We start from the raw sequence: 19,676 nt of genomic DNA on the forward strand, positions 1-19,676 counted from the left end.
GCCCCAGGAAGTGCAGGATTCGCTGGCCGCCAGCATCCCCTTCCCCGCCCGCCTGGGCCGTCCGGAAGACTACGCCAAACTGGTCTATAGCATTGTCACGAACGATATGCTGAACGGCGAGACCATTCGCCTCGACGGCGCCATCCGCATGCCGCCGAAGTAATGCCCCCACGCCGCGCATGCTTCGCACGCTTGCTGCCCCCCGAGGGGGCGCTTTTCCCCTTGGGGCGGCCCGGCGGGAAATGATGCCCCCACGCCGCGCATGCTTCGCACGCTTGCTGCCCCCCGAGGGGGCGCTTTTCCCCTTGGGGCGGCCCGGCGGGGAAAAGACATTCTTGCCTGGAGCGGTGTGCAGCGCGGCATGGCCCCTTTCAACGGGCATTGTGTTTGCGGGGCCAGATGGCCCCTTTTTTACGTAGTCCATCCATGAGCCTGTTCCGTTCGGCGGCCACTGTCAGCAGCTTCACGCTGCTGTCCCGCATTTCCGGCCTGATCCGCGACATCCTGGTTGCTCGCGCCTTTGGCGCCGGCCCCATCACCGACGCCTTCTGGGTCGCCTTCCGTATTCCCAATCTGTTGCGGCGGTTGTTCGCCGAAGGCGCTTTCGCCCAGGCCTTCGTACCCATTCTGGGCAGCGCGCGCAACAATCGGTCTGAAGAAGAGGTCCGCACGCTGCTGGACCGCGTAGCCTTGCTGTTGACGGCCACGCTGATGCTGATCACGCTGATCGGCATCGTTGCCGCTCCCTGGGTCGTGTCCGCCATGGCCAGCGGCCTGCGCGGGGCCGCCAGGGACACCGAATTCGGCGCCGCCGTCTGGATGACGCGGATGATGTTCCCCTACATCTTCTGCATGTCGCTGATCGCCTTCGCCTCGGGCGTGCTGAACACCTGGCGCCGTTTCGCCGTGCCGGCATTCACGCCGGTGCTGCTGAACCTGACCATGATCGGCGCCTGCATCTGGCTGGCGCCCCGCATGGACGTCCCCGTTTACGCGTTGGCCATCGGCGTCATGATCGGCGGCGTGGCGCAACTGGCAGTGCAATGGATCGCCCTGTCGCGGCTGGGCCTGACGCCACGCTTTTCCCTGCGCTTCCGCGAAGCCTGGGCCGATCCGACCGTCCAGCGCATTCTCAAGCAGATGGCCCCTGCCACGCTGGGGGTCTCGGTGGCGCAGATTTCCTTGCTGATCAACACCAACATCGCCACCTGGCTGACGCCGGGCAGCGTGACCTGGCTGTCGTTCGCCGACCGCCTGATGGAATTCCCCACTGCGCTGCTGGGCGTCGCCTTGGGCACGGTGCTGCTGCCCAGCCTGTCGGCCGCCCACGCACGGGACGACCACGGCGGCTATAGCGCCCTGTTGGACTGGGGCCTGCGCCTGGTATTGCTGCTGGGCCTGCCCGCCGCGGTGGGCATGGCGCTGCTATCGGACGGCCTGGTCGCCACGCTGTTCCACTATGGCGCCTTCGGCGCCCAGGACGTACTGCAGACGCGCCTGGCCGTCATTTCCTATTCCGTTGGCCTGATCGGCCTGCTGTCGGTGAAGATCCTCGCACCCGGCTTTTACGCCAAGCAAGACATCCGGACGCCGGTCAAGATCGCCATCGGCGTGCTGGTGTTGACGCAGCTGATGAACCTGGCGCTGGTGCCGTTCATGGCCCACGCCGGCCTGGCCCTGGCCATCGGGCTGGGCGCCTGCCTGAACGCGCTGGCGCTGCTGATCGGCCTGCGGCGCCGCGGCGTGTATCAGCCGGGTCCCGGCTGGACGGTATTCATGCTGCGCCTGATCCCGGCGCTGGTCGCGCTGTCGGCCCTGCTTTGGTACGCGGACGGGCGCATCGACTGGATCGCCATGCAAGCCCATGCGGGCCTGCGGGCCGCTTGGCTGGGGGGTGTCCTGGCCGCCAGCGGACTGGTCTACTTCGGAACGTTGTTACTCTTTGGGTTCCGCCCTAAGGACTTTGGACGACGCCCCACCCGGTAAATTCATGCCTTGGCGTAACTTCCCCGTCAAAAAGCCGGCTTCCGCCGGCTTTTTTGCCGTAGATTCGTCAAGAATCGACAATCGGGCCGTAATCTTTGGTAAAAAACCTTTATTATTTACAAATTGCCATCGAGAGGATCCCCGCCGGCACTGCATGCGGGATGATGAAGTGAAGTACGCCCAAGGACAACCCATGGCGGACCAGGTGATCAATTGGTTGCTGCTGCTGCGGTCCGGCAAAGCGACTGCGCAGGACTACAACGACTTCCTGGCGTGGAGAGCGGCTGACCCGGTGCATGAAAATGCCTGGCAGCAACTGACAGGCACGCTTTCAGGATCGTCGTTCGGCCGGCTTGGCGATGCCTACCCTGCCGGGTACGCCGCCGGATCGCCCGCGCAGCCCTTGATCCCTCCGCCCCCGGCCATCATGCCGGCACGCCGCCGCTTTTTGACCGGCGCGCTGGCGCTCGCCAGTACCGGCGCTTGCGCCGCCTATGTCGGCAACGCCTTCTATCCCCTGAACAATGTCGCGGCGGACGCCGCGACGGCCACGGGCGAGCGGCGCCGGTATGTATTGTCGGACGGCAGCCAGTTGCTGCTGGATGCGCGCAGCCGGGTCAATCTGGACTTCACGCCCGCCTACCGGCAGGTCCGCCTGCTGGATGGCGCCGTGACGGTTTCCGTCGCGCCCGATGCGCGCCGCCCGTTCCTGGTGCAGACCGCCGAAGGCACCGTACGCGCCCTGGGCACCCGTTACATGGTGCGCCAGCAGGCGCAGCGCACGGTCGTCGTGGTGCACGAACATGAAGTCGAAGTGGAAACCATGTCGGGCGCCCACGGTTCCGTGCGCGCCGGCACCGGCGCCCGTTTCGACGCATCCCGCATGGATACCCCTCGCGCCGAGCTCATGGCGGAAGCCGCCTGGGAATCCGGGTGGGTCGACGCCCGCGGCCGACCGTTGGCCGAGGTGATCGCGGCGCTGCGGCCTTATCGGACCGGCACGCTGCGCCTGTCGATGGCCGCCGGCGGCTTGCCCGTGTCGGGCCATTTCCCGCTGGACGATACCAATGCCGCGCTGGACACGCTTGAAGACATGATGCCGATCAGCGTGCGGCGCTTCACGCCCTGGTTCGTGTCGATCAACGTCGCCGCCTGACAACGCCGCGCCTCGGGCCTGTGCCTGCGGCCCGCTTCGTTGTATACTCAGTACCGTGTTTTTATCCAGTAGGCGCCGCGGGTTTTTCCTCAAGGCTTTTTGAGGACCATCCGCCAGGGTTGTCCAGCTAAGAGTGCTCAAGCTTGGAATCATTTCCAGCGACGGGTTCTCCGGCCCAGGAACCTTAACCTTTAGCGCCCCCCGCCCGGTTGACGGGCGCTTCATCGGTAGATCAAACATTAAAAGCTTGCAATCCCGCAGGGACTTGCTACAATGTTCGACTTTGCCGAATTCAACTTATATAGCAACATGGCCAATACCGCCCAAGCCCGCAAGCGCGCTCGCCAATCCGTTGAGCGCAACAAGCACAATTCCAGCCTGCGCTCGATGCTGCGCACCGCCATCAAGCGCGTTCGCCAATCCATCGCCGCTGGCGACAAGGCTTCGGCTGGCGAAGTGTTCCAGAAGGCCTCGAGCGTGATCGATCGCGTGGCTGACAAGAACATCATCCACAAGAACAAGGCCGCTCGCCACAAGAGCCGCCTGGCTGCCGCTATCAAGGCGCTGGCCTAAGATTCTGCCGCCCCTGCTTTTTGGGGCGTCATGAATACGGCAAATGAAGAAGGATGCCCCAGGGCATCCTTTTTTGTTGCCTGCTCGAAGCACGACCAAGATAGCCGGCATCGAGGCGACCCGCCTATGCGGCGCCTTGCGCCATGCACGATGCCAGCTGACGCTTGATGGCGTCGGCCGCCGCGGCCAGCGACGCCATGAACGCGTCCACCAGCGGATTCGCCGGACGATGTTCGGGAAAGACCACGTTCACGCGGAACGGGAACGACCGCCGCAGCGGGCGGATATGCAGGCCTCGGCCCGCGAAATCCAGCGCCGTCAGCGGATTCACGATCGCCAGGCCCAGCCCCTGGCGCACGAACGTGCACACGGACACCGCCGTGGGTGTTTCCACGATGGACCGCCGCAGCACCCCTGCCTCGGCGAAGGCTTCGTCGATCTGTATCCGGTAGGGATCGCTGGACGACAGGCTGACGAAGGCCTGGCCCTCGAAATCGGGCAGATCGATCTCCGGCTTGGCCGCTAGCGCATGCCCGTCAGGCAGCACGCATACCTCATCCACCTGCAACAGCAGCTGCACGCGCGTGCCGGCGGGCGCGGCGTCGTGTTCCGTCAAGCCCAGGTCGTATCGCTGCGCGGTCAGCCATTCCTCCAGAAACGGCGACTCCTGCGCCTCGAGCGACAGGCTGACACCAGGATGCTGATCATGAAAACGCCGGAACGCGTCCGGCAAAATGGAATGCGAAAATGCCGGCAAGGCGATCACCGACAACTGACCGCCCCGGAACGCGCGCAGCCGGGCCGCGGCGGACGCCACGCGCTCCAGGCCGGCATAGGACTGCCGAATCTCGTCGTAGAGCGCCAGTGCCGGCATGGTAGGCCGCAGCCGCCCATGCACGCGCTCGAACAAGGCAAAGCCAATGCCCTGCTCCATGCGCGCCAGCTCGCGGCTGACGGTGGGCTGCGAGGTACTCAAGAGTTCGGCCGCCCGGGTCACGCTGCCGGCGATCATCACCGCGCGGAACACTTCGATATGCCGATGCGTCAACATGCGCCACTCCATATCAAAACTGAATGGGTCTTCCAAAGATAAGCATTTTACTGGATGCTCGCGACCGGGCATCATGCCGCCTGGCTTCAATCTCCAATCAAGGTCCCCGTCCGTCATGGCATTCGATCCGCGCCAACTCACCCAACTCGCCACCCAGCACGGCACGCCGCTGTGGGTCTACGACGCCAACGTCATCCGCGAACGCATCTCGCAACTGCGACGCTTCGACACCATCCGCTACGCGCAGAAGGCCTGCTCCAACCTGCACATCCTGCGTCTGATGCGCGAAGAAGGCGCGGTGGTCGACGCCGTATCGCTGGGCGAGATCGAACGCAGCCTGGCCGCGGGATTCGATCCCAAGGGCGAACCCGAAGGCATGGTTTTCACGGCCGACCTGATCGACCACGCCACGCTGGCCACCGTGCTTCGCCACGGCATCACCGTCAATGCCGGATCGCTGGACATGCTGGAGCGTGTGGGCCAGGCCTCGCGCGGGCACCGCGTCTGGCTGCGCATCAATCCCGGCTTCGGCCATGGCCACAGCAACAAGACCAACACCGGCGGCCCGCAAAGCAAGCACGGCATCTGGATCGACGACGTGGCCGAAGCCGTCTCCATCGTGCGCCGCCATGGCCTGAAGCTCGTGGGCATCCACATGCACATCGGCTCGGGCGTCGACTACGGCCACCTGTCCAGCGTCTGCGACGCCATGGTCGACGTGGTGCGCTCGCTGGACCATGATCTTGAAGCGATCTCGGCCGGAGGCGGCTTGTCCATCCCCTACCGCGACGGCGAACCGCGCATCGATTGCGACCACTATTTCGAGCAATGGGACGCAGCCCGCAAGCGCATCGAACAATTCCTGGGGCACCCGGTCCGGCTGGAAATCGAGCCCGGCCGTTTCCTGGTGGCCGAAGCCGGCGTGCTGGTGTCCGAAGTGCATTCGATCAACCGCCGCCCCGAGCGCGACTTCGCGCTGGTGGACGCCGGTTTCAACGACCTGATGCGCCCGGCCATGTACGGCAGCTATCACCGCATCTCGGTGCACGCGCCCGACGGCTCGGCGCCGCAGGGCGTGGCCGAAACCCGCATCGCGGTCGCCGGCCCGCTGTGCGAATCGGGCGACGTGTTCACGCAGGATGAAGGCGGCGTGATGTCGGACCAGTTGTTGCCGCAGCCGCGCATTGGCGACTTCATGGTGTTCCACAACGCGGGCGCTTACGGCTCGTCGATGTCCTCGAACTACAACAGCCGGCCGCTGGCGCCGGAAGTGCTGCTTGACCAGGGCAACGCCCGCTTGATCCGGCGCCGCCAGACCGTCAGTGAATTGCTGGCGCTGGAGGAATAAGCAAACAGCCCCGCAACAATATGCGGGGCTGTTTGCAAAAACGCGTCAGGTCGGAAACGCGTCGCGCAGCGCGAAGGTCGCCTGCTTGAACACACCCAGGTCCGTGCCGACCGCCACGAAATGCATGCCCATGTCGAGGTAACGGCGCGCGTCCGCGTGCACCGGTGCCAGGATACCCACGGCCTTGCCCTGGGCCGTCACGCGCTGGTGCAGGTGACGGATGACCTCCTGCACTTCGGGGTGGCCCGGGTTGCCAATATGGCCCAGCGCCGCAGCCAGGTCCGACGGCCCGATGAAGACGCCGTCCACGCCTTCGACGGACGCGATCTCGTCGACCGCGTCGATGCCCGGCCGGCTTTCGATCTGCAGCAGCACGCAGATGTTGTCGTTGATGGTCTGCAGGTAATCGGGCACCGTGCCATAGCGGTTGCTACGCTGCGCGCCGGCCACGCCGCGGATGCCTTGCGGCGGATAGCGGGTTGCGGCCACGGCCAGCCGCGCATCGGCCTCCGACTCGATGAACGGAATCAGCAGGTTGTAGAAACCGATATCCAGCAGACGCTTGATCTGCACGGGATCGTTCCACGATGGCCGGCCCACGGCGGCGCTGGCACTGCCCTGCAGGGCTTGCAGTTGCTGCAGGAACATCGGCACTTCATTAGGCGAATGCTCGCCGTCCAGAAGCAGCCAGTCAAAATCCGCCAGCCCGACAAGCTCTGCCGTGATGTGGCTGGACATGCACATCCAGAAACCGATAAGCCGTTCGCGGGCCAGGATGCGTTGCCGGAAACGGTTGGGTAAGGGTGAGTTCATTGCCGCCTTCGTTTTGCAGAAAAGAAAAACACGGATAACTGCCGGGCCGGGGCCCGGCGACACGCTGTTCAGTCCATGCGGGCGCCGGATGCCTTGGCCGCCTTGCCCCACTTCGTGATTTCGTTGTCGACGAATGCCGAGAACGATTTGGGGTCATCCCCCACCACCACAAAGCCCACGCTTTCGAGCTTCTGCCGGATTTCCGGCGACGCCAGCGCCTTCACCGTCGCCTGGTTCAAGCGCTGGATCACGGCGGGCGGCGTCTTGGCGGGCGCGGACAAGCCAAACCAGGACTCGGCCGAAAAGCCGGGATAGCCCGATTCGGCCACCGTGGGAGTGTCGGGATACGCCGGATTGCGCTTGGCGCTGGCGACGGCCAGCGCGCGCAGCTTGCCGGAAGTCACCTGCGGCAACAGCGTGTCCTGGTTCAGGAACATCACCGAAACGCGTCCGCCGATCATGTCGGTGATGGCCGCCGCGCCCCCTTTGTATGGCACGTGCACCAGATCGATCTTGGCGTCCTGCTTGAGCATCTCCATGGCCAGGTGGCCCGACGAGCCGCTGCCCGAACTGGCGTGCGTGTACTTGCCCGGATTCTCCCGCGCCAGGCGAATGAAGTCCGCAAAGGTCTTGCCGGGAAACTCCATGTTGGCGACCAGTACATTGGGGCCCGTTGCCAGCAGCGAGATGTGCGCGAAGTCGCTGTTGCGGTAGGGCATGTTCTGGTAGACGGCATAGCTGATGGCGTTGGACCCGACGCCGGACAGCAGCAAGGTGTAGCCGTCCGGTTCGGACTTGGCCACGACGTCAGAGCCGATATTGCCGTTGGCGCCGCCCTTGTTTTCCACGATGACGCTTTGGCCCAATTCCTTGGATAGCTCCGCCGCCAGCAATCGGCCCACGGAATCCGTGCTGCCGCCAGCCGGAAACGGCACGACCAACTTGACGGGCTTCGCGGGCCAGGCGCCGGCCTGGGCAGCCGCAGCCCCGGGCAGCAGGGTCAGCGCCCCGGCCGCCGCAACGGCCAGGATGGCAAGGCGCCTGCGCGCCACGGGTGGGTTCTGTCGCATGGTTGTCTCCTCATGGTTTTTATCGCGTTATCGCCCGGTGTCCGGGTCTGTGCTTATCGCTTGCCGCGGCACGCCGCTTCAGCCGATTCAACTATCTTCCAGCAGATACGGCGTGCCAGCACGCTCGCAGATGCCGCGCAGGCGCTCGGCCAACGCGCTGGAAATCGGGATGCCCTGGCGCAGCCGGCGCGCGCGTTCGGCCGCCTCGGGTTCGCCCGCCACCAGCACGGGCTCGTCAGGGTTGGCGGGCGGCGTGTCGTGCAGCGCGTCGATCATGTCATCCATATCGGATTCGAACGAGCCCGCGGCGCGAAACGCGTCGGGGTTCAGCGCCAGGAAGAAATGCCCGACGTCGTCCGGCTCTCCGGGGCGGCGGGTCGGCGCGCGGCGGGCGGCAAACGCGCTGCCGCTGAGCGTGCCGCCCAGGATCTGCGCCATCATCGCCAGGCCGTAGCCCTTGTGGCTGCTCATCGCTGAGGTGCCGCCCAATGGCGTCAGGCCGCCTTCCGGGCGCTTGAAGATGAACTGCATCGCGGCGTCGGCATCGGTGACCGCCCCGCCCTGCCCGTCGACCGCCCATCCTGGCGGCAGCGGCTTGTCCAGAAAGTCGTAGACCTTCACTTTATTGGCCGCGACCGTGGTCGTCGCCATGTCCAGCACGAAGGGCTCGTTATGGGCCGCCGGCGCGCCGAACGCGATGGGATTGGTGCCCAGCATCGGCATGGCGCCGCGCGTGGGCACCATGATGATGCCATTGGCGCTACTGGTCACCAGACCGACCACGCCGCGTTGCACCGCGATGCGCGCATACACGCCGGCTGCGCCGAAATGATGCGAATTGCAGACCGACACCGCGCCCACGCCATGCTCAAGGGCCTTGTCGACCGCCAGGTGCATGGCCTGCGACGCCACCGGGTAGCCCAGGCCGCCCATGCCGTCGATCAATGCGCTGGCCCCGCCATCGCGCACGATCCGCGCGCGCGCATCCAGCCGCAAAGAACCGGCGCGCAGCTTTTCCTCATAGGACGGCAGCATCGAAATGCCATGCGAATCGATGCCCAGCAAGTCGGTCTGCGCCATGAGGCCGGCCGTGGTGTGCGCCAGGTCTTCGTCCATGCCCCAGGCTTGCAGCACCTGCAGGATCTGTTCGCGGACCTGCTCGACCGGCACGGTCTTCGCTATTGTTCCGTTCGCTTGCACTCGTTGTCTCCGATATTGTTGATGTCAGTCGCGCTCGCGATCCACCAGCCGGTGACGCGCCTGCCCCAGATGGAATTGCATGGCAACGCGTGCGCGCTCGCTGTCCTGTTCGCGGATGGCATCCAGGATGGTCGCGTGCTCGTCCACGACGCGTTGGGCGCGCTGCCGGGAGCCGGTGCGCGTCAGGCTCAACGTCAGCCGCATGAAACCGTTGATGGATTCGTGGATGCTTTCCAGCACCCCCAGATAGAAGTCGTTGCCGCTGGCCTCGGCAATGCTGGCGTGGAACGCCAGATCGGCCTCGGGCGAGACCTGGCCGTGCGTCAGACTGTCGGCGAATGCCGCATGCGCATCGGTGATCTTCTTCAATTGCTCGTCCGTGCGGCGCAGCGCGGCCAGCCGGGCCGCATCGCCTTCCAGCGCCACCCGCACCTCCTGCGCGCGGAGATAGGCGCTGACGTTCTGCACGTCGTTGAAGGTCTTCAGACGCGGCGCGGGCTGATGGCTGACGAACGTGCCCAGCCCCTGATGCGCGGTGATCAGACCGTCGGCGCGCAAACGCAATAACGCTTCGCGCACGACGGGCCGCGATACGCCAAAGCGTTCCGAGATCTCGTTTTCAGAGGGCAGCTTGTCGCCGACATTCAAGCCGCCGGACACGATCTGTTCGAAAACCTGCCCGTAGACCTGATCCGCCAGCCGCACCCGGTGCCCGCGTTCAAGCGGGGGCGAACCCGGCGCCTCGGACTCGACGGGCGCCTGCGGCTCGGATGAAGTTGATGCTTTGGATCGGGCCACGAAACCTCCTGAGTGCTTAGGCCTGCTCACCATTCCGTGAACAGCGCCCATCGTACCGCCAACAGGCGGTCCGACGGGAGGCGCCCGGCCGCCGCGTTCAAGCTCAGGCCGCCACGGCTTCCTTGTCCCATGCCGCCAGCGCGCGGGCCACCGGCGCCACGCGTTCGCGTTCCGCGCTGGAAATGCCGGTCAACAGCGGCAGCATGGGGCCCATGTCCGCCACGCCGGACAAGGTCACGGCGTCATGCAGCACGCGGATCGGGCTGATGCCATCGCGGCAATCCTCCAGGCCCAGGTAATGTTCGCGCACGGCCTCGGCGTCGTCGTAGCGGCCTTCGCGCAGCAGATGAAGCAAGCGCATCGATCCGCGCGGCGCCACGCATACGGAACCCGACGTGAAGCTCTTCAGCCCGAAGTCGCGGTAATGGACGATGGCCGGGCGTTCGCCGATACCGCTGACGACCCAGCGCGCATCCACCGCTTGCAACAAGGCCGACAGGTACGGATCCTTCAACGGGTCGTCACGCACGACCGCGTACTTGAAAGCGACGATGCGGCCTTCCTCGATCAGGCGCGCCGCCGTGTCCGGCGCCAGATAATCCGCCGACTTGATGTAGACCACGGCGGGCTTGCCCAACGCGTCGGTAAATCGCCGCACGCCATCCGCCAGCCCGGCGTCGGTGTACGGGAATGACATGGGCAGCAGCATCGCCGTGGGGAAGGCGCGCGAACGCAGGATCGCCGCCTGGTCCATCATCTTGCCGTAGTCGGGGCCAACCGACGGCAGTATCCACGTATCCGACCCTGCCAGGCCCGCCAGCATGTCAACGATGCGCGCGTATTCACTGACTGCCACGTTGTAGAAGTTGGCGTTGCCGCCATACATCACATTGCGCACGCCGCCGGCTTCCAGGTGGCCCAGCAACGCCTTGTTGGCGGCTTCGTTCAGGGAAAGGTCGTCGTGGCGGGCCAACGGCGGCACGGCGATAACCGAACGCTGCAAGTCCTGGGCGGATACCGGGGAAGTTTTCATGGACGGGGCTCCTGGCTGATCCAGTTGTTAGATGAGTGAGGTGAAAAAAGTATACTTGGTTGACAACCATAACCTCAATACCTATATTTGTTTTACAAGTAAGACGGCAGCAAAACGCAGGGTGCCGCGGGCGCCTTGCGGCTTTAAGCCCGGGCCCCGCCAGGGTTGGAATTCCCCACAAACGATGCGCGGCCACGCGCACACCAAGGAGACACGTTCCATGCAAGCAGCTCCCCTGCGCAACCGGCTGTTTACCGCCGCCATGCTGACGGCCACCGCCTTTCTGCTTCCGGCGGCCCCTGCGCTGGCCGACTACCCCGAACGCGACGTGAAGATCATCGTGCCCTTCCCCGCCGGCGGCACGGCGGACATCGCCGCGCGTGTCGTGGCGGCCGAATTGGGCAAGAGCTGGAACAAATCTGTTGTGGTGGACAACAAGGCGGGCGCGGGCGGCAACGTCGGTTCGGCCGAGGCGGCGCGCGCGCCCGCCGACGGCTACACGTTGCTGATGGGCACCGTCAGCACGCACGCAATCAACCAGTCCGTCTACGCCAAGCTGCCCTATGACCCCGTCAAGGATTTCGTTCCCGTGACGCTCGTCATCCCGGTGCCGAACATCCTTGAGCTCAATCCCAAGTTCGCCGACAAACACGGCATCCGCACCGTGGCGGACCTGATCAAGTACCTGAAGGCCAATCCGGACACCGTCAACATGGCGTCCACCGGCAACGGCACGTCCACGCACCTGTCGGGCGAACTGTTCCAGAGCATGACGGGCACGCGCATGACGCACGTTCCGTACAAGGGCAGCAGCCCCGCCCTGACGGATGTGATGGGCGGCTCCGCCGACCTGATCTTCGACAACTTGCCCTCCTCCATGGGCTACATCAAGGGCGGCAAGCTGCGGCCATTGGCGGTCACCACGACCGCCCGTTCGCCCGCGCTGCCGGATGTGCCGACGTTGGCCGAGGCCGGCGTGAAAGGGTATGAGGCCTCCAGTTGGTTCGGATTGCTGGCGCCTGCGGGCACGCCACCCGCCATCGTCGACAAGATCCAGCGCGACGTGGCGGCCGCGCTGCAGCAAGAGCCGGTGCGCGCGCAACTGCAGGCCCAGGGCGCCACGCCCTCGGGCAACACTCCGACGCAATTCAAACAGTTCATGGCGCAAGAAACCGTGAAGTGGGCCGAAGTCGTGAAAACATCCGGCGCCAAGGTCGACTGACCTGGCGCAGATCCAGGCCCGCGCGCAACGCGTGAGCGGCGGGCTTCCCAGCATCACGCGAACCAGGAGACACCATGAATAAACTGATCTGCGCCATTGCGGCCGGCGCCGCCCTGCTTGGCGGGCCGGCGGTCCAGGCCGCCGGCTACCCCGAAAAGCCCATCACCATGATCGTGCCCTTCGTGCCGGGCGGCTCATCCGATATCACCGCGCGGTCGGTCACGCCCGCGCTGTCGAAACTGCTGGGCCAGACCTTCGTGGTCGAAAACAAGCCGGGCGCCAACAGCGCCATCGGCGCGCAGGCCCTGGCTCGCAGCACGCCCGACGGCTACACCATGATGGTGGGTTCGATCGGCACTTTCGCCATCAACGAAGCGCTTTACAAAAACCTGTCTTACAACCCCAGCAAGGATTTTGAATACCTGACGCAGGCCGTGCGCAATCCCAATGTGCTGGTCGCCGCCAACTCCTTTCCCGCCAGCACCGTTGCCGAACTGGTCGACTATGCGAAGAAGCATCCCGGCAGCGTCTCCTACGCGTCGTCGGGCACGGGCTCGTCCGACCACCTGTCCGCCGTGCTGTTCCGCCAGCGCACGGGCAGCACGGGCGTGGATGTCCCCTACAAGGGCGGCGGCGCGGCCATCGCGGACCTGATTGGCGGGCAGGTCAATGTGTCGTTCCAGAACCTGGGCGCGGTGCAGAATCACATCAAGGCCGGCAAGCTGAAGGCCCTGGCCATCACGGGCGATGCGCGCGCGTCCGACCTGCCCAACGTGCCCACGCTGAGCGAAGCCGGCATCAAGGACATGGTGGTGTATTCCTGGCAAGGCTTCGCCGTGCCAAAGGGCACCCCGCCGGCGGTCGTGCAGCAACTGTCGAAGGCGCTGCAGACCGCATTGCGCGACCCGAAGACCGAGCAGACGCTGCAAGGCCTGGGCTTCGAAGTCGTCGCGAATACGCCGCAGCAGTTCACGGCATTCCAGCAAGGCGAGGTCAAGCGCTGGAAGGACGTCATCCAGAAAGCCAATATCCAGCTGGAATAGTCACCGGCAAGCCAAACAGGAAACACGCAAAGGGGGTGCCTGCGGGCATCCCCTTTGCGGATTTCAAGGCCGAATCAAGTAGCATGACCATTTTCGCCACCCACCCGTACGACAACATGACCACTAAGCATCGCATCATCCAGGTCGGCTCGCTGGCCGGCTCCCCCTCCGCCAACAAGAACCTCGCCGACCGGTACGACGTTGTCGAGCTGTGGAAATTCCCCGACCGCCAAGCCGCCCTGGCCGAACACGGCAAGGGCATCACGGCGGTCGTCACGTCGGCCAACTTCGGCGCCAACGCCGAACTCATCAACGCGCTGCCCGACCTGAAAGCCATCTGCAGCTGGGGCGTGGGCTACGAAACGATCGACGTGGACGCGGCCCGCAAGCGCGGCGTGCAGGTCAGCAATACACCGGACGTGCTGACGGACTGCGTGGCGGACCTGGCCTGGGGCCTCTTGATCGCCGGCGCTCGTCGCATGGGCCAGGGCGAACGATTCGTGCGCGCCGGCCAGTGGGGCCAGGTGCACGGCAGCATCCCGCTGGGCCAGCGCGTCAGCGGCAAGAAACTGGGCATCGTGGGCCTGGGCCGGATCGGTGAAGCGATTGCCAAGCGCGGCACCGGGTTCGACATGGACGTGCGTTATCACAACCGCCGCAAGCGCGACGACATCGCCTATGGCTACGAGGCCTCGCTGGTCGATCTGGCCACGTGGGCGGACTTCCTGATCGTGGCCACGGTGGGCGGCCCCAGCACGCGCCATCTGGTGAACCAGCCGGTCCTGGAAGCGCTGGGTCCCAAGGGCATCATCGTCAACATCGCGCGCGGGCCCGTCATTGACGAGACCGCCCTGGTGGCCGCATTGGAATCGGGCAAGCTGGGCTGCGCCGCGCTGGACGTGTTCGAACACGAACCCAAGGTGCCGGACGCGCTGACCACGAGCGACAACGCCGTCGTATTGCCGCACATCGGCAGCGCCACGCTGGAGACGCGCCTTGCGATGGAAAACCTGATGCTGGACAATCTTCAGGCCTACTTCGACACCGGTCGCGTGATCACGCCGGTGGAATGACGCGCCTGGCGTCACGGTAGAAACGAAAAAGCCTCTCGGTGCCCATACCGAGAGGCTTTCGACTTTCCGGGTCCCGCGGGGCCGGCAGTCTTCTTGCAAAGGAACGATATCGGGCTTTACAGCCCCTTGCCTACTTCGCCGGCGTCGTGGCGCCGGAATGGTCCATCTTCGATGCTGTGCCCGATTTGGCGGCCGCCGGTTTGGCGGACGTCTTGTCAGACTTGTGATGCTTGTGCTGCGCCTGGGTCTTGGTATCGCCCGCCTTGGCCGAAGCATCGGCGCCCGCCGCGAACGCCGAAGGCGCAGCAGCAAGACCGAGGCACAAGGCCGAGGTGGACAAGAACGCAGCAATACGGGAGTGAGTCGTCATTTCATGAACTCCTGAATGTAAAAGGCCGAAGCCTCTTCCGACACGGGGCGGCAACATCGCCGCTTACCCCGTACTCCGTTTGAAGTCGGCCCATCCAGAAGGTTCAACCTGGAACCATAAAATTTCGGACGCTAACGCTTGGAAATAGAAAAGCGCCGATGCGCACCGGGTCATGAATGAGGCTGACTCGTCTACGCCTCGAAGGCCAGCAGCGCGACGGTGGCGAACAGCATCACCGCAAAGCTGATTCTCAGCTTGCGTTCAGGAAGGCGATACGCCAGCTTCACGCCGACCGGCACGAACAGCAGGCTGCCGATGGCCAGCGGCAGGCCGACCATCCAGTCCGCTTGCCCCGCCCACGCGTAGGTGATCAGCGCGATGGTCGACCCGGGGATCACCATGCTTAACGCCAAGGCTTGCGCCATCGTCTGCGGCAAGCGGAATACCGACGTGATGATGGGCACGGCCAGTACCGCGCCGCCCACACCAAAGAAGCCGCCCAGCGTGCCGCACAGCATGCCCAGCACGCTGGCGCGCCGCGGGGTGAAGACCGGAGCCGGCGCCTTGTTGGCCTGCGTGCGCCTCGCTGCGGGACGCGCGGCGCGCCAGGTCTGCCAGACGTAGAACAAGGCGATGAAGAACAAGAATACGGCGAAGCTCTGACGCAGCACGCTGGAATCGATGCCCAGGGCCAGTCGCGCTCCCACCCAGGTAAATACCACGGCGCCCGCCGCGCCCGCCGCGGCGACGCGCTTGTCGATCCGCGTTTGCTGGTTGTACTTGCGCACGGCCATCGTGATCGCCGGCAGCACCATGATCAGCGCCGTGCCTTGAGCCAGTTGTTGAGACATCCCCATCAACAGCACCAGCGCGGGGATGGCGATAAGTCCGCCTCCGATGCCCAGCACGCCGCCCATGAAACCAATCAGGCCACCCGCGGCCAGGCACGCGGCAATCACAAACAGACTCACGTCTTGCTCCAGCAGACCCGGCCTTGTCCAGGATGGGCGATTCGAAAAAAAAGGGAGATTCAAGCGGACCGGGCCCGGCTTGCGCCGGACCGGGACGTCAACGCAATTTGTCCAATGCGGCGTCCAAGCGGTCCACCGCCCAGATTTCCAGGCCTTCGATGGGCTGGCGCGGCGCGTTGGCCTTGGGGATCAACGCAATGGAAAAGCCCAGCTTGGCCGCTTCGCGCAAGCGTTCCTGCCCACGCGGCGCGGGCCGGATCTCGCCCGCCAGGCCGACCTCGCCGAAGGCGATCAAACCGCGCGGCAGCGGCTTGTCGCGCAGCGACGACATGATGGCCAGCAGCACCGGCAAATCCGCCGCCGGTTCCGTGATGCGCACCCCGCCCACCGCATTGACGAAAACGTCCTGATCGAAAGTGGTGACACCGGCGTGCCGATGCAGCACCGCCAGCAACATGGCCAGGCGATTGCCTTCCAGACCCACGGTCAGACGGCGCGGGTTGGGCGCATGGGAACTGTCGACCAGCGCCTGGATCTCGACCAGCAACGGCCGCGTGCCCTCCTGCGTGGCCATCACGCAGGAACCGGCCACCTGCTGTTCGTGCTGCGACAGGAACAGCGCGGATGGATTGGCCACGCCGCGCAGGCCACGATCGGTCATCGCGAAGACACCCAATTCGTTCACCGCGCCGAAGCGGTTCTTGAATGCACGCACCAGCCGGAACGACGAATGCGTGTCGCCTTCGAAATACAGCACGGTGTCCACGATGTGCTCCAGCACGCGCGGGCCCGCCAGCGCGCCGTCTTTCGTGACGTGACCGATCATGACGATGGCAATGCCGGTCTGCTTGGCCAGCCGCGTCAATTGCGCAGCGCACTCCCTCACCTGCGACACCGAGCCGGGCGCGGCGCTGAGTTCACCGCTGTACAGGGTCTGGATCGAATCGATCACCGCGACGGTCGGCTTCTGCTCGGACACCGCGGCCTGGATGGCCTCCAGACGGATCTCGGCCAGCAAGTTGACATTGCCGGTCTGCAAGTCCAGCCGGCGGGCGCGCAGCGCGACCTGCTCGGCGGATTCCTCGCCCGTGACATACAGGACATTGGTGCTCTGGGACATCGATGCCAGCGCCTGCAGCAGCAGCGTGGACTTGCCGATGCCCGGATCGCCACCGATCAGCACCACCGCACCGGCCACCAGGCCGCCGCCCAGCACCCGGTCGAACTCGTCAAGCCCGGTAGGCTGGCGCGGCGTTTCGCGGGCTTCGATTTCAGACAGGCTGCGCACCGGGCTGGCCGAGGCCAGCGGCGCGTAGCGGTGCGCCGACGCAGCGGGCGTCGACGATTCCACCGTTTCTTCCAGGGTGTTCCAGGCGTTGCAATGCGGGCATTTGCCCTGCCACTTCGGGGTGGTGCCGCCGCAGTCGGCGCACACATATACGGTTCGGGATTTGGCCATGCGCGAAAGTGTACCGGCAACCTGTCTTTTCAGCCTGCAAGGCAGGCATCAAAAAGGCGCGCCCGCGCCCTGATTGCGCCGTCCCGGTGCGCGAATCTGTCATTTCGCTTTCACTAACGGGGACAGTCCAAAGTTACATCATGCAAATAGAAGAAATTCTCTGCCGGATTTCTGCAAATCGCGCATAATCAACGGGTGCAGCGCATTGTCGAACCGTCCGGTCAGGATGGCATACCCGACGCCAGACGCCCTTTACGGGCGCAGCAACGGGAATCGCGGCGCAATCGACCTGCGGTCTTTGCCGAGGCCGCATAAACCGGAACAAGACCCTAGCCACGACGAGACCGCCGGACCACCGGCGCGGCGCCCAGCAAAGGTCAAACGCGGATATGTCCTGCCACCGGACGTATGCGCGAGGAGTACGCGCATGAGCATTACCTATCGCCCCCCTTTCGACGAAGACGATGAACGGGATCTGCGCGCCCTGTACCGTAAGCCCAGACCCGGGACCAGTCCCGAACTTGACGCGGCGGTGCGCCGTACCTGGCACCCCGGTCACAGTTGGCATCCCGGCTGGGCCGCGGCCGCTTGCGCCGCGATGGTGGCGGGCCTGTTCGCCTGGACCGACATGCGCGAAAACGCCGACATGCAGGAAATGAACGCCCAACTGGCGGCTCCCCACGAGGTCAGCGCCAGCGCTGAACGCTCCCCCGCCTCGGCCGTATCGGCCGAAACGCTGGTGAGCATGCAGGCCGCGCCGGTTGCCGCCCAACGTGTCTCCGCCGCCCCGAACGAGGCCCCCGCGCCCCAGTCTCAGGCCGCGCCCGCCGTTCCGGAAACCGCGGCCGCCGAATCGGCGCAGCAAGGCGAAGCCACGGCGACCGAAATCGTGGCCTTCAGCGAACAGGACCTCGAGGCCCGCGTGGCCCACATCCGCGCCCTGGTCCAGGACGACAGGCAGGACGAAGCCGTCCAGGCGTTGCGCGAATTGCAGCAGGGCGCCCCTGACCTGACCTTGCCGGACGACCTGCAGGAACTGGCGCAGCAAAACCCGGCCTGATCCCCGTCCCCCAGCACCTCTCATCGGCCCCAGTCCGATGGGAGGTGTGGCGCGCAAGACGCACGCAAATATTTGGTCAAAAAATGGGCGGCTTCTTGCTAACATAGCCGCCATGAGTCCGAGCTTCCACCACCGCAATCTTCCCCATCTGCTGCTTTACGCGCGCGAAACCCTGATGGCGCATTTCCGCCCTGTGCTGCATGCGGCGGGCGTCACCGAACAACAATGGCGCGTGTTGCGCACCTTGAGCGAAGTCGGCTCGATGGAACCCAACCAGATCGCCCGTAGTTGCCAGATCCTCAGCCCCAGCTTGACCCGCATGCTGGCCGGCATGGAAGAGCAGGGCCTGATCAAGCGCGTGCGCTCCAGCGCCGATCAGCGGCGCCAGGAAATCTCCCTGACCCCTAAAAGCAATAAGCTGATCGACCGCATGCGCCCTCAGGTGGATGCGAAATATCAAGAGATCGAAGGCAAGATCGGCAAGGAACTGCTCGAGCGCCTGTACCGCGACGTGGACGCCATGGTTGACCTGATCAAGCGCGACGCGCCCGCCTCGCGCGAATCCGGCGAGCCGTGACTCAGGCCGGCACCGGGAAGATCGCGTTGATCTGCCCGGTACCGGAGCTGGTGAAGTAATCAGTGACGATCTCCACCGGCTTGTCATAGCCATCCCAGCCCAGCAATCCCAACAGCATCGCCGTGTCGTGCATCCCACCCTCGCCCACGCACAGGTCGGCGTACTCGGGAAGCATCGCGCAGAACGTCTTCCAGTCTCCCTGGCGCCACAGCTCGACCACACGTAGATCCACCTGACGGTAGAACTCGCGGCTGATCCGATGCATGGCGGCCTCCGGACTGCCATTGTCATTGAAGCGATGCGACAACGACCCGCTGGCCAGTACCGCAACTCGGCTGTCGCTGGCCTCGATGGCTTGGCGCAACGCCGCTCCGAAACGTCGGCTGTCGTCCAGCGCATGCCACGCGCACCAGCCCGCCACCGACACGACCTTGAAGCGACCGTCGCCGTTCATGTAGCGCATCGGCACCAGCGTGCCGTATTCCAGCTCCAGGCTGTCGATCTCGTGCGAGCGCGTGCCCACCCCGGCCGCGTTGGCGCACTCGGCGATGCGCCGCCCCAATTCGGGATTGCCTCGGTACGCGTAGTCCATATCCTTGATGAAATGCGGTAGCTCGTTGCTGGTGTAGCGTCCCTGGAATCGCCCATTGGCATTCACGTGATAGCCGCCATTGACCAGCCAATGCACGTCCAGCACCACGATCGTGTCCACATCCCGCTCACGGCAGCGTTCACCAATGACGCGGTGCCCCTGGATGGCCGCCTCTCGGCAGCCGTGGTGCTTGCCGGGAAGTTCCGACAGGTACATCGACGGCACATGCGTCACCTTGGCCGCCAGTGCAAGCTTACCCATGATGGTTGTCTCCTGGTACC

19 protein-coding genes and 1 pseudogene are annotated in these 19,676 nt (G+C 65.1%); 10 read left to right on the plus strand and 10 right to left on the minus strand.

The window, feature by feature from the left end; translation table 11 throughout:
- The 4 genes and pseudogenes from ACE039_RS00005 to rpsT all read left to right on the plus strand — a co-directional run.
- Positions 1-163 (plus strand): annotated as a pseudogene (locus ACE039_RS00005) (3-hydroxyacyl-CoA dehydrogenase); the annotation flags it as partial.
- Between the two features lie 263 nt (positions 164-426).
- A complete protein-coding gene (murJ, locus tag ACE039_RS00010; RefSeq protein WP_485821300.1) occupies positions 427-1,986 on the plus strand; it encodes a murein biosynthesis integral membrane protein MurJ in 1,560 nt (519 codons plus the stop codon).
- 193 nt (positions 1,987-2,179) lie between these two features.
- On the plus strand, positions 2,180-3,142 hold the full coding sequence (locus tag ACE039_RS00015; protein ID WP_448711450.1) for a FecR domain-containing protein: 963 nt from the start codon (positions 2,180-2,182) through the stop codon (positions 3,140-3,142).
- Between the two features lie 309 nt (positions 3,143-3,451).
- On the plus strand, positions 3,452-3,715 hold the full coding sequence (gene rpsT / locus ACE039_RS00020; RefSeq protein WP_006225453.1) for a 30S ribosomal protein S20: 264 nt from the start codon (positions 3,452-3,454) through the stop codon (positions 3,713-3,715).
- A gap of 124 nt (positions 3,716-3,839) precedes the next feature.
- Here the strand turns inward: rpsT and ACE039_RS00025 are convergent, their stop codons facing one another.
- Positions 3,840-4,766 (minus strand): LysR family transcriptional regulator, encoded by a 927-nt coding sequence (locus tag ACE039_RS00025; protein ID WP_485821301.1) that lies wholly within the window; start codon positions 4,764-4,766, stop codon positions 3,840-3,842.
- 115 nt (positions 4,767-4,881) lie between these two features.
- Between ACE039_RS00025 and lysA the strand changes: the two genes are divergently transcribed.
- Entirely contained in the window at positions 4,882-6,114 is a 1,233-nt protein-coding gene (gene lysA, locus ACE039_RS00030; protein ID WP_485821302.1) for a diaminopimelate decarboxylase, read from the plus strand.
- Between the two features lie 45 nt (positions 6,115-6,159).
- Here lysA and garL read toward each other — a convergent pair whose 3' ends face one another.
- From garL to ACE039_RS00055, 5 genes are all read right to left on the minus strand, one after another.
- Entirely contained in the window at positions 6,160-6,927 is a 768-nt protein-coding gene (gene garL / locus ACE039_RS00035) for a 2-dehydro-3-deoxyglucarate aldolase (RefSeq protein ID WP_485821303.1), read from the minus strand.
- A 68-nt stretch (positions 6,928-6,995) separates the two neighbouring features.
- Positions 6,996-7,997 (minus strand): tripartite tricarboxylate transporter substrate binding protein, encoded by a 1,002-nt coding sequence (locus tag ACE039_RS00040; protein WP_448711440.1) that lies wholly within the window; start codon positions 7,995-7,997, stop codon positions 6,996-6,998.
- A gap of 87 nt (positions 7,998-8,084) precedes the next feature.
- A complete protein-coding gene (locus ACE039_RS00045) occupies positions 8,085-9,197 on the minus strand; it encodes an Ldh family oxidoreductase (RefSeq protein WP_105556350.1) in 1,113 nt (370 codons plus the stop codon).
- Between the two features lie 24 nt (positions 9,198-9,221).
- Positions 9,222-10,028, minus strand: a complete 807-nt coding sequence (locus ACE039_RS00050) for a FadR/GntR family transcriptional regulator (RefSeq protein ID WP_369868263.1) — start codon at positions 10,026-10,028, stop codon at positions 9,222-9,224.
- Positions 10,029-10,098: 70 nt separating this feature from the next.
- The gene (locus tag ACE039_RS00055; protein WP_310029635.1) at positions 10,099-11,028 is read right to left on the minus strand and encodes a dihydrodipicolinate synthase family protein; all 930 of its coding nucleotides are present in this window, start codon (positions 11,026-11,028) and stop codon (positions 10,099-10,101) included.
- Positions 11,029-11,248: 220 nt separating this feature from the next.
- On the opposite strand from ACE039_RS00055, the gene ACE039_RS00060 reads away from it, so the two are divergent.
- The 3 genes from ACE039_RS00060 (at position 11,249) to ACE039_RS00070 (ending at position 14,366) form a co-directional block, all read left to right on the plus strand.
- On the plus strand, positions 11,249-12,250 hold the full coding sequence (locus ACE039_RS00060) for a Bug family tripartite tricarboxylate transporter substrate binding protein (RefSeq protein ID WP_310029638.1): 1,002 nt from the start codon (positions 11,249-11,251) through the stop codon (positions 12,248-12,250).
- A gap of 74 nt (positions 12,251-12,324) precedes the next feature.
- Positions 12,325-13,293, plus strand: a complete 969-nt coding sequence (locus tag ACE039_RS00065; RefSeq protein ID WP_448708465.1) for a Bug family tripartite tricarboxylate transporter substrate binding protein — start codon at positions 12,325-12,327, stop codon at positions 13,291-13,293.
- A gap of 116 nt (positions 13,294-13,409) precedes the next feature.
- Entirely contained in the window at positions 13,410-14,366 is a 957-nt protein-coding gene (locus ACE039_RS00070) for a 2-hydroxyacid dehydrogenase (protein WP_105556603.1), read from the plus strand.
- A gap of 130 nt (positions 14,367-14,496) precedes the next feature.
- On the opposite strand, the gene ACE039_RS00075 is transcribed toward ACE039_RS00070, so the two are convergent.
- The 3 genes from ACE039_RS00075 to radA form a co-directional block, all read right to left on the minus strand.
- Positions 14,497-14,736, minus strand: a complete 240-nt coding sequence (locus ACE039_RS00075; RefSeq protein WP_105556354.1) for a hypothetical protein — start codon at positions 14,734-14,736, stop codon at positions 14,497-14,499.
- A gap of 191 nt (positions 14,737-14,927) precedes the next feature.
- Complete coding sequence (locus tag ACE039_RS00080) at positions 14,928-15,707, minus strand: sulfite exporter TauE/SafE family protein (protein ID WP_485821304.1); 780 nt, start codon at positions 15,705-15,707, stop codon at positions 14,928-14,930.
- 97 nt (positions 15,708-15,804) lie between these two features.
- A complete protein-coding gene (radA, locus tag ACE039_RS00085) occupies positions 15,805-17,166 on the minus strand; it encodes a DNA repair protein RadA (RefSeq protein WP_105556356.1) in 1,362 nt (453 codons plus the stop codon).
- A gap of 427 nt (positions 17,167-17,593) precedes the next feature.
- Here radA and ACE039_RS00090 point away from each other — a divergent pair, with 427 nt between their 5' ends.
- Positions 17,594-18,226, plus strand: coding sequence for a hypothetical protein (locus ACE039_RS00090; protein ID WP_448708467.1), 633 nt, complete (start codon positions 17,594-17,596; stop codon positions 18,224-18,226).
- Between the two features lie 112 nt (positions 18,227-18,338).
- Positions 18,339-18,803, plus strand: coding sequence for a homoprotocatechuate degradation operon regulator HpaR (gene hpaR / locus ACE039_RS00095; protein WP_105556358.1), 465 nt, complete (start codon positions 18,339-18,341; stop codon positions 18,801-18,803).
- 1 nt (position 18,804) lies between these two features.
- On the opposite strand, the gene hpaD is transcribed toward hpaR, so the two are convergent.
- Entirely contained in the window at positions 18,805-19,656 is an 852-nt protein-coding gene (gene hpaD, locus ACE039_RS00100) for a 3,4-dihydroxyphenylacetate 2,3-dioxygenase (protein WP_485821305.1), read from the minus strand.
- Positions 19,657-19,676 lie beyond the last annotated feature (20 nt).

This window comes from Achromobacter maghribensis (assembly GCF_057334215.1).

What these genes read in the sequence shown, in the direction of transcription:
- murJ (WP_485821300.1), top strand. Translation starts at nt 427, where the DNA reads ATGAGCCTGTTCCGTTCGGCGGCCACTGTCAGCAGCTTCACGCTGCTG.
- ACE039_RS00015 (WP_448711450.1), top strand. Translation starts at nt 2,180, where the DNA reads ATGGCGGACCAGGTGATCAATTGGTTGCTGCTGCTGCGGTCCGGCAAA.
- rpsT (WP_006225453.1), top strand. Translation starts at nt 3,452, where the DNA reads ATGGCCAATACCGCCCAAGCCCGCAAGCGCGCTCGCCAATCCGTTGAG.
- ACE039_RS00025 (WP_485821301.1), bottom strand. Translation starts at nt 4,766, where the DNA reads ATGTTGACGCATCGGCATATCGAAGTGTTCCGCGCGGTGATGATCGCC.
- lysA (WP_485821302.1), top strand. Translation starts at nt 4,882, where the DNA reads ATGGCATTCGATCCGCGCCAACTCACCCAACTCGCCACCCAGCACGGC.
- garL (WP_485821303.1), bottom strand. Translation starts at nt 6,927, where the DNA reads ATGAACTCACCCTTACCCAACCGTTTCCGGCAACGCATCCTGGCCCGC.
- ACE039_RS00040 (WP_448711440.1), bottom strand. Translation starts at nt 7,997, where the DNA reads ATGCGACAGAACCCACCCGTGGCGCGCAGGCGCCTTGCCATCCTGGCC.
- ACE039_RS00050 (WP_369868263.1), bottom strand. Translation starts at nt 10,028, where the DNA reads ATGGTGAGCAGGCCTAAGCACTCAGGAGGTTTCGTGGCCCGATCCAAA.
- ACE039_RS00055 (WP_310029635.1), bottom strand. Translation starts at nt 11,028, where the DNA reads ATGAAAACTTCCCCGGTATCCGCCCAGGACTTGCAGCGTTCGGTTATC.
- ACE039_RS00060 (WP_310029638.1), top strand. Translation starts at nt 11,249, where the DNA reads ATGCAAGCAGCTCCCCTGCGCAACCGGCTGTTTACCGCCGCCATGCTG.
- ACE039_RS00065 (WP_448708465.1), top strand. Translation starts at nt 12,325, where the DNA reads ATGAATAAACTGATCTGCGCCATTGCGGCCGGCGCCGCCCTGCTTGGC.
- ACE039_RS00070 (WP_105556603.1), top strand. Translation starts at nt 13,410, where the DNA reads ATGACCACTAAGCATCGCATCATCCAGGTCGGCTCGCTGGCCGGCTCC.
- ACE039_RS00075 (WP_105556354.1), bottom strand. Translation starts at nt 14,736, where the DNA reads ATGACGACTCACTCCCGTATTGCTGCGTTCTTGTCCACCTCGGCCTTG.
- radA (WP_105556356.1), bottom strand. Translation starts at nt 17,166, where the DNA reads ATGGCCAAATCCCGAACCGTATATGTGTGCGCCGACTGCGGCGGCACC.
- ACE039_RS00090 (WP_448708467.1), top strand. Translation starts at nt 17,594, where the DNA reads ATGAGCATTACCTATCGCCCCCCTTTCGACGAAGACGATGAACGGGAT.
- hpaR (WP_105556358.1), top strand. Translation starts at nt 18,339, where the DNA reads ATGAGTCCGAGCTTCCACCACCGCAATCTTCCCCATCTGCTGCTTTAC.
- hpaD (WP_485821305.1), bottom strand. Translation starts at nt 19,656, where the DNA reads ATGGGTAAGCTTGCACTGGCGGCCAAGGTGACGCATGTGCCGTCGATG.